Origin of the sequence: Erythrobacter aurantius (assembly GCF_023823125.1) — a bacterium.
GTDB lineage: Bacteria > Pseudomonadota > Alphaproteobacteria > Sphingomonadales > Sphingomonadaceae > Erythrobacter > Erythrobacter aurantius.
Window position 1 is genome coordinate 2,936,529 of sequence record NZ_CP090949.1, and the last position, 12,891, is coordinate 2,949,419.

Below are 12,891 nucleotides of genomic sequence, written 5' to 3' on the forward strand. Positions count from 1 at the left end.
AGCAATGGAAACGCAAACTCTGATCTATCTCTTCGTCGGCGCCAGTTTTGCCCTCTACATCGGCATTGCGATCTGGAGCAGAGCTGGCTCGACCAAGGAGTTCTATGTCGCAGGCGGCGGGGTCAACCCGGTCGTCAATGGAATGGCAACCGCAGCCGACTGGATGAGCGCGGCCAGTTTTCTATCCATGGCGGGCCTCATCGCCTTCATGGGTTACGATGCCTCCGTCTACCTGATGGGCTGGACCGGCGGTTACGTGATGCTCGCGCTGTTGCTTGCACCTTATCTGCGCAAGTTCGGGCAGTTCACCGTGCCCGATTTCATCGGCACACGATATTACTCGAAAGCCGCCCGCGTGGTGGCCGTGATCTGCCTCATCTTCATCAGCTTTACCTATATCGCCGGGCAGATGCGCGGCGTGGGGATTGTTTTCTCGCAATTCCTTCAGGTGGAGATCACGATGGGCGTGATCATCGGCATGGGGATCGTCTTCATCTACGCCGTGATGGGCGGGATGAAAGGCATCACCTATACGCAGGTCGCGCAATATTGCGTGCTGATCTTCGCCTATCTGGTGCCGGCCTTCTTCATCAGCTTCATGCTGACCGACAACCCGATCCCGCAATTGGGGCTGGGATCGGCAATCAATGACGGGTCGGGCATGTCGGTGCTGCAAAAGCTCGACAACACGCTCGTTGAACTGGGCTTCAACCAGTACACGGCGGGCTCGAAGAGCACGATCGACATGTTCTGCATCACCATGGCTTTGATGGTGGGGACCGCTGGTCTGCCGCACGTCATCGTGCGCTTCTTCACGGTGCCCAAGGCATCGGATGCGCGCAAGTCGGCTGGCTGGGCGCTGATCTTCATTGCTCTGCTCTACACCACCGCGCCGGCAGTGGGTGCATTCGGCATGTACAACCTTTTGAACAAGGTCGACGATGTGGCTTACACCGAAGTCGAACCCTTCTTCACCAGCTGGGAAGATGCAGGCCTTTACGCGTGGCAGGACAAGAACGGCGACGGCGTGATGCAATATCGCCCCGGCACCGCCTTTGAAGGCCAGCCCGAATTCACCGGCGAAACCGGTCCTTCGGGTGAGCGGGTGGTGGCAAACGCGCCCAATGCCGACAGTGAAAACGAGGTCTATGTCGACCGCGACACTCTGGTTCTGGCCAATCCTGAAATCGCAGGTCTGCCTGCCTGGGTCATCGCACTGATGGCAGCGGGCGGCTTGGCAGCTGCGCTTTCGACTGCGGCGGGCCTGTTGCTGGTGATCTCAAGCTCGGTCAGCCACGATCTGCTCAAGAGCACTTTCAAGCCGGACATTTCGGCCAAGGGTGAACTCTTGGCAGCCCGGCTTGCCGCTACCGCCGCAATCCTCGTGGCAGGTTACCTCGGCATCTATCCTCCGGGATGGGTGGCGCAGGTTGTGGCCTTCGCCTTTGGCCTTGCAGCATCCAGCCTGTTCCCCGCAATCTTCATGGGCATCTTCTTCAAGTCGATGAACAAGGAAGGCGCAATTGCAGGGATGGTCACCGGATTGGTGTTCACCTTCGGGTACATCTTCTACTTCAAGCTGATCAATCCGGCGGCGAATGTGGCTGACAACTGGCTGCTGGGCATTTCGCCCGAAGGAATCGGGGTGATCGGCATGCTGCTCAACTTCGCAGTCGCCATCGCGGTCGCAAGCTTCACGGCGAAGACCCCGGTTGAAATCCGCAAGCTGGTGGACTCGATCCGCGTGCCGCGCGGTGCGGGGGACGCCCATGCCCACTGATTGCCGGTAGGGATCCCGGCTTTCAGACCGGACCAAGGGTCTGAAAAAGCGAAGGGCGGCGTTCGACGGGGACGCCGCCCTTTTTCATTGCCTCGCAGGAACTTGATCGCAGCCGAACTTGCACATTTGGGAAATTGGCGTAGCCTTTCTTTCGGGAGAGGACTGGGATCATGATGTTCGGGGCAGCCATTGCTGCTGCTTGCATATACCTTGGCGCATTGTTCTGGCTCGCGGCCTGGCGGGACAAGGCCGGGCAAACGCCCGCGCAGACGGGCAGTTTTGCCCGATGGCTCACAGCGAATTCGGGAACCGTCTACGGGCTCAGCCTTGCCGTCTATTGCACTAGCTGGACGTTCTTCGGCGGGGTCGGCACCGCGGCAACCGCCGGGCTTGATTTTCTCCCGATCTATCTGGGCCCCATTCTCGTCTTTACCTTGGGCTTTGGGCTGGTGCGCAAGATCCTTGCCCAGTCGAAAGCCCAGCATTCGACCTCTATCGCGGATTTCCTTTCGGCGCGATATGGCAAGAGCGCCAGCGTCGCCGCGCTGGTGACGATCATCGCGACGATTGGCTCGCTGCCCTACATGGCGCTGCAACTGCAATCGGTCAGCACTTCGCTAATTACGTTGAGCCCAGAAATCGAAACGCAGGTCGCGACGGATGAACTGGTCTTGCTGGTTGCGGGACTGATGGCGCTGTTTGCCATCCTGTTCGGTTCGCGCCGTGCCGATCGCGCAGGCGACAATGCCGGGTTGGTCCTGACAATAGCCGTCGAGGCGATCGTGAAACTCGTCGCGCTTATCGCGGTGGCGGGCCTTGCTCTCATACTTCTGTCGGGTGGCCAGACCGGAGCGATCACCACCAGCGACGTCTTCTCCCCATCCCAGATTGACGCACGGTTCGTGACTCTCACGGTGATCGCTGCCTGCGCGGCGCTTTGCCTCCCGCGGCAATTTCACATGAGTTTTATCGAGGCTGACGGCGACCGACCCACACCGGCGATGCAATGGGTGTTCCCCGCCTATCTGATCGTCACATCGATCGTTATCGTCCCCATCGTGCTGGCAGGATTGAACAGCCTGCCTGTAGGAACAGACGCCGATACGATAGTGCTGGCCTTGCCGTTGGCGACAGGCAACAATGCATTGGCGCTGCTGGTATTCATCGGCGGCTTCTCGGCTTCGGCCGGGATGATCGTTGTGGCGAGCGTGGCCCTGTCGACCATGATCACCAACGATCTGATCGCCCCCCTGATGCTGCGCAAGGCGCTGAGCGGGAAAGGTGATCGTAGCGCAATCGCGCAAAGCCTGCTTACGATCCGACGACTGGTGATCGGGGCGCTGCTGTTTTTCGCTTATCTTTTCTACCTCGGCTTTGGAAAGCTTGGGAGCCTCGCCGGGCTTGGCACGCTGGCCTTTGCCGCAGCCGCGCAGTTTGCGCCCGGACTGGTGCTCGGCATGCTCAGTCAATCCGGTAACAAGGGCGGGATGATCTCGGGGCTGCTGGCTGGTTTTGCCATGTGGCTTGTCCTGCTGATCATTCCCGCGGCCACAGGAACCGCGCCGGTTCTGGCAATTCATACTGACCCACTGGTTTCGGGCGTCGCGCTTAGCTTGGGCCTCAACGTAGTTGCCTATTGGATCGGGTCTGCCATCAATCAGCCATCGATCATCGATGCGGCTCAGGCGGCGGCGTTTGTCGGCACGCCAAGCCCCGGTGCCAAGCCCAGGTTTCTCACCACAAAGCGCGTCGCGGATGTCCGCCTGCTGCTCACACAGTTCGTCGGCCCTGATCGCGCAGATGCGGCCATCGCAGCACTACCAGGCGCCTACCGTGACAGGGATGCGGCAGACGCAGTGGTAACCGACATGGCCGAACGAACGATTTCGGGGGTGATCGGCGCATCCTCTGCCCGGATGCTCGTATCGTCCTGGGCAGGCGGAGATCCCATCCCTCTGCCCGAAGTCGTCGCCATGTTCGACGAAACCAATCGCCGGCTATCGTTCAGCGGCGAACTGCTTCAGATCGCCATCGAAAGCATCGATCAGGGTGTCGCTCTGGTGGATGCGGAAATGAACCTTGTCGCGTGGAACAGTCGCTATCAGGAAATGTTCGACCTGCCCGATGACCTGGTTGCGGTCGGAACGCCGATTGCGGAGCTGATCCGCTACAACCTTTCCCGCACCAGTCTGAGCGAGGACGAAATCGAACAGCAGGTTGGGCGGCGGATCGATCACATGCGAGCCGGACGAGAGCATCGGATCGAAAGCGAACAGCACGATGGCAGGATCATGCGCATCGTCGGATCGCCGACACCGGGGGGCGGCTACACCACCTCATACACTGACATTACCGCTGATCGTCGGGCCGAACAGGAGCTTGAACGCAAGGTTGCCGAACGAACCGTCCAGTTGAGCGAAGCCAACGCCGCACTGGAACAGGCAACGCGATCAAAAACCCGTTTTCTGGCCGCAGCTAGCCATGACCTGATCCAGCCGCTGAATGCCGCTCGACTCTTCGCATCGGCTCTGGGTGAGGAAGTGGCAGGGCAAGCAGGCCTCGAACGTCTGGTGAAAGACCTCGACGGTTCGATCATTTCGGCGGATCGCCTGATCCGGGCCTTGCTGGACATTTCCAAGCTCGACAGCGGCGGGATCGAACCGAAGATCGAAGCTCTGGCGGTCGACCAGATTTTTGACGAAGTGATGCGGGAATTTGCAGTACAGGCTGCGGCCAAGGGTCTCACCTTCCGCCGCGTACGGACCAGTGCATGGGTGGAAAGCGACCGCGCCCTGCTCACAAGCGTGGTGCGCAATCTGGTCAGCAACGCAGTGCGATACACCGAGAAAGGCGGCGTGTTGCTGGGAGTACGTCGCGCCGGAACGGAGATCCGCATCTGCGTTCACGACACGGGCCGCGGCATTGCGGCCAAGGACCGTGAAACGATCTTCGACGAATTCAACCGGGGCACATCGACCGATCGCGAGGGGCTCGGCCTCGGTCTCGCCATCGTCAGGCGCACCACCCGGCTGCTCGACATCCATGTCGAAACGACTTCGAGCATTGGCAAGGGTAGCCGGTTCGCACTGCATATGCCCGTCTTGCACTGGCAGGCATCGCAGCCGCGCAAGTCGGCAGGACGCCCCACGCAAAGCTTTGGTGCGGCCGATGTGCTTGTGGTGGACAATGATCCCTCAGCGCTGAGCGCGACTTCTGCGCTGCTGGAGAAATGGGGCCTGTCGGTGACTTGTGCAGGATCGCTGGCGGAAGCGCTGCGGGAACGCCCCAAACCGCCGCGCATGGTGATAATGGACTATCGACTGGATGAGGAAGAGCGCGGTGATGCTGTCTACGCGGCTCTTTGCGAGCATTGGGAAACGGCGCCCGCCGTCATCCTGCTCACAGCCGAGGAATCGGAAGAAACCGAAAAGGCCGCTCAGCGGATGCGAGCCAATCGCCTGCTCAAGCCGTCATCCCCCGCCGCCCTGCGAGCGCTGATCTCGACGTGCCTCGCTCAGGAGCAACTGGGTGAACAGCCCGCAGCCGAATCCGCCACGGGTTGATCGACATCCAGCTTGGCTGCCAGCAGGACGGCCTGAGTGCGATTGCCCACGCCAAGCTTGCGAAAGATGGCAGTGATGTGGGCCTTTACCGTGGCTTCGCTGATGTCGAGATCATAGGCAATCTGCTTGTTCAGCAGGCCTTGCCGGATCGCCCCGAGTATCCGCCGCTGTGCTGGAGTAAGGCTGGCGATCCGGGCCAGATCATCATCATCGCTGGCATCATTGGCAGGAAACCAGCCGTCCCCGTCGCGCACCGCGGCCAACGCCTCCCGCATTTCCTCCAGGCTGGAGGATTTCGGGATGAAAGCCGCCGCGCCCAGCTGGCTCGCCGCCGCAAAGACCCGCTGTTCCTCGCTCGCCGAGACGATGGCGATCGGGAGCGCGGGAAAATCCTGACGCAGGTCCATCAGCACGGACAGCCCGTTCGAATCCTCCATGTGCAGATCGAGCAGGAGCGCTTCAGCCTCGCCTTGCGACAATGCCTCACGCGCTGCGCCTGCGCTGCTCGCTTCGATCACCTCGGCTTCGGGCCAGACTTTCGAAACCGCATGACCCAATGCCGTCCTGAACAGCGGGTGATCATCGGCGATGATGACACGCATGCGCGCGCTCCCCTCAGCGATTCTGCCTGCCCTCGATCAGACGATCGACCAGCGACGGATCGGCCAGCGTCGATGTATCACCAAGGGAGCCGTAATCGTTTTCGGCAACCTTGCGCAGGATGCGGCGCATGATCTTGCCCGATCGAGTCTTGGGCAAGCCGTCGGTAAACTGGATGTGATCCGGCGTTGCGATCGGGCCGATTTCCTGCCTAACCCATGCGCGCAATTCCTTGAACAGCTCGTCAGAGCCTTCCTCGCCTGCGTTGAGAGTGACGTAGCAGTAGATCCCCTGCCCCTTTATATCGTGCGGATAGCCGACCACTGCGGCTTCGGCGACCTTGGCATGCAGCACCAGAGCGCTTTCCACCTCGGCGGTACCCATTCGGTGGCCGGAGACGTTGATCACGTCGTCCACGCGGCCGGTGATCCAGTAGTACCCGTCCTCGTCACGCTTGCACCCGTCACCGGTGAAGTATTTGCCCTTGTAGGTAGAGAAATAGGTCTGCTGGAACCGTTCATGGTCGCCATAGACGCTGCGCGCCTGACCGGGCCAGCTACCGACGAGGCAGAGGTTGCCCTCGGCTGCGCCCTCAAGCACGCCTCCCTCATTGTCGACCAGCTGCGGCTTGACCCCGAAGAAAGGAAGGCCCGCGCTGCCGGGCTTCATGTCGTGCGCGGCGGGCAGGGTCGTGATCATGCAACCGCCGGTTTCAGTCTGCCACCAGGTGTCGATGATCGGGCAGCGACCCTCGCCCACGACATCGAAGTACCAGCGCCATGCCTCGGGATTGATTGGTTCACCAACAGAACCAAGCAGTCTCAGGCTGCTGCGGCTGCGGCTGGTGACGAAATCATTGCCTTCGCGCATCAACGCCCGGATCGCGGTGGGCGCGGTGTAAAGGATATTGACCTGGTGCTTGTCCACCACGTCCCAGAACCGCCCGTGATCGGGGTAGTTGGGCACGCCTTCGAACACCACCTGCGTCGCCCCGTTCATCAGCGGGCCGTAGACGATGTAGCTATGACCGGTGACCCAGCCGATGTCGGCGGTGCACCAGAACACCTCGCCCGGCTGATAGTCGAAAATGTAGTTGAACGTCGTCGCGGTCCATACGCCATAGCCGCCGGTGGTGTGGAGCACGCCTTTGGGCTTGCCGGTGGAACCGGAGGTGTAGAGGATGAAAAGCGGGTCTTCCGCATTCATTTCCTCGCACGGAACATCCGCGTCTGAAGCCACATCGTGGTACCAGTGGTCGCGACCTTCCTCCATCGCGATCTCGGCACCGGTGTGGCGCACCACGAGCACCCCATCGAGCGGCGTTTCATGATCGGGCTCCGCCAGTGCGGCATCGACATTCGCCTTCAGCGGGACGCGCTTGGATCCACGCAGACCTTCGTCGGCGGTGACGACAAACCGGCTTCCGCAATCCTCGATCCGTCCGGCCAAGGCTTCCGGAGAGAAGCCGCCGAAGACAACCGAATGGATCGCCCCGATTCGGGCGCAAGCGAGCATCGCCAGCAGACCCTCGACGATCATCGGCATGTAGATCGTGACGCGGTCACCCTTCGTTACACCCATGGCTTTGAGGGCGTTGGCCATGCGGATGACTTCGCCGTGCAATTCGCGATAGGTTAGCGTTCGGCCCGGGGTCGCAGGATCATCGGGTTCGAAAATGATCGCGGTCTGATCAGCGCGAGTTTCGAGCTGGCGATCCACCGCGTTGTAGCAGAGGTTCAACGTCCCGTCGGCAAACCAGCTGATCTGCGCCGGATCGAAAGACCATTCTCCGCCCTTGGTCGGCGACTTGATCCAGTCGAGTCGCTGTGCCTGGCCAAGCCAGAAAGCATCCGGGTCTTCGACGGACGCCTTGTACATCTCCTGATACTGCTCGGCGACGCAATGCGTGGCGTAGTCGGCTTGCGGACGTTGAACGGCTTCGATCACAGCGAGTCTCCTCTTTTGTGAATCCACCATACTCCCTGCTCCCATCTCTTTCGTCTCAGACAATGGTCTTACGACTATCCGCTAGCTGTGCGGCGATGCAAGCACGCGGCAGACCTGCTGGCCATAAATAACGGACGGGAGGGAATTCCATGGGACTGAAAGGACTGCGCGGGTCGCTGCGCATGGTTTTACTTGGCGCAACGTGCCTCACGGCTTCGCCGGTTCTGGCGCAAGAGCAATCGGTGGAGGACCGACTCGACAGGCTTGAGGCGATGGTTGCCGGCCTGATCGAACGGCTCGACGCGCAGCAGGGTGCAAGCGAACAGCAACAGGCTGACTTGCGTGAACAAGGTGCCGCATTGCTCGAAGCCACGCAGGCGCTGCAGACCCGCCAGGCAGAACTTGCAGAACAGATTGCCGAACCACGCGGTCAGGAAGACAAGGGCTTCCGGGTCGGAAACACCACCGTCGCCTACGCCGGATATGTGAAACTGGATGCGATCAGCCAGCGCACAAGCGGTGGGCAATTGCCAGGCAATTCCATCCTGCGCGATTTCCTCATCCCTGCGGCGATCCCTGTTGGCGGAGCATCATCGGGCTTTGATACCGAGTTCAGCGCGCGCCAGACGCGATTCATCCTGAAGACGGCAACCGATGTCGGTTCCGAGCACAAGCTCAATTCGCATATCGAGCTGGACTTCAACGTGACAGACGGTGGTGACGAGCGAATTTCCAACAGTTTCACCCCGCGTCTTCGCCAGGCATTCATCACATATGACAACTGGCTGTTCGGGCAATCGTGGTCGACTTTCCAGAATGTCGGTGCGCTGCCCGACAGCCTTGATTTCATCGGGGTCACTCCCGGCACTGTTTTCGATCGTCAGCCGCAGATCCGCTGGACCAAGGGCGGGCTGCAATTGGCGGCGGAGCAGCCAGAAACCGCCGTTACCACGAACACCGGGGCCCGTGTCCTGGCCGGGGACGATCAACTGCCCGATTTCGTGGCGCGCTATAACTGGAGCGGCGACTGGGGTTCGATCTCGACTGCCGGTATCCTGCGCCAGTTGCACGTCTCCAAGGATGACCTGAACGGGGTCGACGATTCCGCCATGGCCTATGGCCTCAGTGTTTCAGGCAAGATCAATGTCGGGGAGCGGGACGATTTCCGCTTTATGGCGACCGCGGGCGACGGATTGGGGCGATACATTGGCCTCAACATCGTCAACGACGCTGCGATCGATGCCAACGGCATGCTCGATCCGATCTTCACCTATTCAGGTTTCGCCGCCTATCGCCATTACTGGTCGGACAAGGTCAGGTCGACGATCGCCGGTTCCTACTTCAAGGCGGACAATCCTGTTCTGTTGACCAGCGATCAGGTGACCGACGAGAGCTGGAACGCGCTTGCCAACATCATATGGAACCCTGTCAGCCCGCTCGATATCGGTATCGAACTGATGTACGCGGAGCGCATTCTCGAAGACGGGCGCAGCGGCAATCTGCAGCGCATCCAGTTTTCGACCCGCTACAACTTCTGATCAACAACCCTCCGGAGCGGAACCACCTCTCTCACCCGCTCCGCAAACAACTCGGCCCCGCAAGCGATGTGCTTGCGGGGCCGTTTTGTTTCTGCCTTGAAGCAGGATCAGAAGCGGTAGCTTACGCCTGCACTGACGACCCAGGGGTCAAGGTTGTGCTCGGTCTCGATGGCCAGCGTGTTGCCGGCAAACCAGCGTGCAGTGGTGCCGATGAAATAGCGCTTGGCATCAAGGGTGATGCCAAACCCGTCATCGCCAACTGGCACATCGACGCCAGCCTGGAGGACAAATCCGAATTCATCCGAAAGATCGGTATCGGTAACGCCCAAAGGCAGGGTCGCAGCGCCCGGCTTGTCGCTAAGCCAGATGAAATAGGCACCGCCCGCACCAACGTAGGGCTTCACACCGCCAGCATCGAAGTGAAGCTTCGCGGTTACCGTCGCGGGCAGCAACAAGGCATCCGAAACCAGTTCGGCGCCGACGGGCAGTCCCGATACGGCATCGACGTCATGCTGGGTGGTCCCGGCAATGGTTTCGATCGAAAAATTGTTGGTGAAGAAGTATTCAACCGCAATGGTCGGGACATAATTGTCGCTGGCTGCCGTATCGGTGCCAGCCGGAAGGCCGACCAGATCGACATTCACGCTATCAATCTCACCATCGGGCAGAACGCCAGTCATTACGACTTTGACCTGCACGTCTCCGGCACGATCCTGAGCCGCTGCGGGCGAAGCTGCCAGCGCGATCCCTGCGCAGGCTGAGGCGATAATATACTTCATAGTTCCTTCCTCTAACAGCAGCAGTGGCCGCCCTCCGCGACCCAGGGTTTTTGCTGCCTGTGGTGGCGCAATTGGCTGAAGATTCGCCGCTCTTCATTGATCGACATCAAAATGCCGCATCTTGATTCTGATCAAAGACGATGCCGGTCAGACGATGCATTCGGTCACCATTATGGCGACCGTCACGATCACTCCTGAACAGGCCAGCATGGATGCGTTCCGCGATACGCTTGTGCGGGATGCCGGTTCGGATACGATTGCAGAAAAGCTGTGCGCGGTCGGCGAATATCAGCAGATTGTACGGGGTGGGGAACTACCGGTAGACCCGGACGAAGACCGGTTGGTCTTCATCGCTTCCGGATCGGCAAAGCTATTCGCATCGTCTCCCGCGAGGGGCGCGAGCGGCGATGAAGCCGAAAATCCGACCCTAAGCACACAGGTGCTGGCGTTCCATTTCCCGGGCGACATCGTTTCGGTCCTGCGTCAGGCCGACGGGGATTTCCGACTTGCAGCGTTAAGCGATCTGGAAGTCGTGATCTTCAGAGCGGACCAGTTTCTGGATGTCGCGCAAAACGATCCGGCGGTTATTCGCACTGTGCTCGCCCGATCGCTGCAGGCCCTTCACCGCAGCCGCACCCGCATGATGCAGATGGGGCACAAATCCGCGCGCCAGCGGATTGCGGACTTCCTGGTGTCGATTGCTGAACGGATTTGCGGACGCACCAGCGGCGAATGCGAATTCAACCTGCCCATGAGCCGCCGTGATATCGGCGACAGTCTGGGCCTGACGATCGAGACGGTCAGCCGGCAATTCGCCGATCTCAAGGCCGAAGGGCTGATTGAGACGAACGGACGATCAGGCATCCGCCTGTGCAACCTTGACGCCCTCGCCTCGCGCGGGGGGTGTCAATAGATTTGGACAGCCAGAGCCAAATTTGACCTAGATCAATTACAAGAAACTGCCTGATCGCAAAGGGATGGGACACGCGATCAGAACAAAGGGATCGAAATCATGGAATCAGTACTCGGAAGGTTCGGGGCCTGGGCCCTTGTCCTGTGTGCAGCGATAGCCGCTATCGCTGGCGCGCAGGATAGCGGCTTTGCCATTCACATGGGGATTGTGGCGCTGGTTGCCGCGATCCTGATGGTTGCCACACTCACCAGCTTTGACCCGATGGCCAAGGCGCAAAGCATCTTCAAGATGCCTACAGACCCGTCGCACTATGACGATGATGTGGTGCGCTGGGGTGTCATCGCGACAATGTTCTGGGGGCTGGCGGGCTTGCTTGCAGGTGTGTTCATCGCCGCACAGCTGGCCTTTCCGGTCTTGAACCTCGAACCCTGGCTGAACTTCGGCCGGCTGCGCCCGCTGCACACTTCGGCGGTGATCTTCGCATTCGGCGGCAACGCCCTGATCGCGACGAGCTTTTACGTAGTGCAGCGCACTTGCCGCACGCAGCTCGCCCTGCCCGGCCTCGCCCGCTTCGTGTTCTGGGGCTACCAATTGTTCATCGTGCTGGCGGCGACCGGCTACCTTCTGGGCGTCACCCAATCGAAGGAATATGCCGAGCCTGAATGGTACGTCGACCTTTGGCTGACCATCGTCTGGGTTGCCTACCTCGTCGTGTTCGTGGGCACGCTGCTCAAGCGGCATGAACCGCACATCTACGTTGCCAACTGGTTCTTCCTCGCCTTCATCGTCACTGTCGCGATGCTGCATGTCGTCAACAATCTGGCGATGCCTGTCAGTCTGCTCGGATCGCGCAGCTACAGTGCCTTTGCGGGTGTCCAGGACGCGCTGACCCAGTGGTGGTACGGCCACAATGCGGTGGGCTTCTTCCTTACCGCCGGCTTCCTCGCGATGATGTATTACTTCGTGCCGAAGCAGGCCAATCGCCCGGTCTATTCGTATCGCCTGTCGATCATCCACTTCTGGTCGCTTATCTTCCTCTACATCTGGGCAGGTCCGCACCACCTCCACTACACCGCGCTGCCCGACTGGGCGCAGACGCTGGGCATGGTGTTCTCGATCATGCTGTGGATGCCCAGCTGGGGCGGCATGATCAACGGTCTGATGACGCTGAACGGCGCATGGGACAAGATCCGCACCGATCCGATCATCCGCATGATGGTGATGGCGCTCGCCTTCTACGGCATGAGCACTTTCGAAGGTCCGATGCTGTCGATCAAGGCCGTGAACAGCCTGTCGCACTACACCGACTGGACCATCGGCCACGTCCACTCCGGCGCGCTGGGATGGAACGGCATGATCACCTTCGCCTGCGTCTACTTCCTGGTGCCGCGCCTTTGGAACAAGGAGCGTCTGTATTCGCTGCGCATGATCAACTGGCACTTCTGGCTCGCCACTCTCGGCATCGTTTTCTACGCCGCGAGCATGTGGGTCGCCGGGATCACGCAGGGCCTGATGTGGCGTGAATACGGCTCGGACGGGTATCTGGTGAACAGCTTCATCGACACCGTCTCGGCGCTGCACCCGATGTACCTGATGCGTGCCTTTGGCGGCCTTCTCTACCTCTCGGGCGCCATCCTGATGGTCTACAACATCTGGATGACGATCGCTGGCCACCAGCGTGAAGAAGCCCCGATGGATGACACGCCGCACAACGAAGCCGCCGATCGTCCGATCGTCCAACCCCAAGCCCAACCGGCAGAATAAGGAGCCA

General features: G+C 60.3%; 8 protein-coding genes. 5 read left to right on the top strand and 3 right to left on the bottom strand.

All coding sequences use genetic code 11. From position 1 onward, the window contains the following. The first annotated feature begins 4 nt into the window (after positions 1 to 4). Both L1K66_RS14105 and L1K66_RS14110 read left to right on the top strand, forming a co-directional pair. Entirely contained in the window at positions 5 to 1,780 is a 1,776-nt protein-coding gene (locus tag L1K66_RS14105) for a sodium:solute symporter family protein (RefSeq protein ID WP_252258430.1), read from the top strand. A 170-nt stretch (positions 1,781 to 1,950) separates the two neighbouring features. Beyond that, a complete protein-coding gene (locus L1K66_RS14110) occupies positions 1,951 to 5,343 on the top strand; it encodes a PAS-domain containing protein (protein ID WP_252258431.1) in 3,393 nt (1,130 codons plus the stop codon). Here the strand turns inward: L1K66_RS14110 and L1K66_RS14115 are convergent. Beyond that, on the bottom strand, positions 5,295 to 5,945 hold the full coding sequence (locus tag L1K66_RS14115; RefSeq protein ID WP_252258432.1) for a response regulator transcription factor: 651 nt from the start codon (positions 5,943 to 5,945) through the stop codon (positions 5,295 to 5,297). The genes L1K66_RS14110 and L1K66_RS14115 overlap by 49 nt on opposite strands. 13 nt (positions 5,946 to 5,958) lie before the next feature. Then, a complete protein-coding gene (gene acs, locus L1K66_RS14120; RefSeq protein WP_252258433.1) occupies positions 5,959 to 7,890 on the bottom strand; it encodes an acetate--CoA ligase in 1,932 nt (643 codons plus the stop codon). Positions 7,891 to 8,039: 149 nt separating this feature from the next. Here acs and L1K66_RS14125 point away from each other — a divergent pair, with 149 nt between their 5' ends. Beyond that, on the top strand, positions 8,040 to 9,428 hold the full coding sequence (locus L1K66_RS14125; protein ID WP_252258434.1) for a DcaP family trimeric outer membrane transporter: 1,389 nt from the start codon (positions 8,040 to 8,042) through the stop codon (positions 9,426 to 9,428). A 107-nt stretch (positions 9,429 to 9,535) separates the two neighbouring features. On the opposite strand, the gene L1K66_RS14130 is transcribed toward L1K66_RS14125, so the two are convergent. Further along, positions 9,536 to 10,207, bottom strand: coding sequence for an OmpW/AlkL family protein (locus L1K66_RS14130; RefSeq protein ID WP_252258435.1), 672 nt, complete (start codon positions 10,205 to 10,207; stop codon positions 9,536 to 9,538). A gap of 121 nt (positions 10,208 to 10,328) precedes the next feature. Between L1K66_RS14130 and L1K66_RS14135 the strand changes: the two genes are divergently transcribed. After that, entirely contained in the window at positions 10,329 to 11,120 is a 792-nt protein-coding gene (locus L1K66_RS14135) for a Crp/Fnr family transcriptional regulator (protein WP_252258436.1), read from the top strand. 99 nt (positions 11,121 to 11,219) lie between these two features. After that, a complete protein-coding gene (ccoN, locus tag L1K66_RS14140; protein ID WP_252258437.1) occupies positions 11,220 to 12,884 on the top strand; it encodes a cytochrome-c oxidase, cbb3-type subunit I in 1,665 nt (554 codons plus the stop codon). The last annotated feature ends 7 nt before the right edge of the window (positions 12,885 to 12,891 follow it).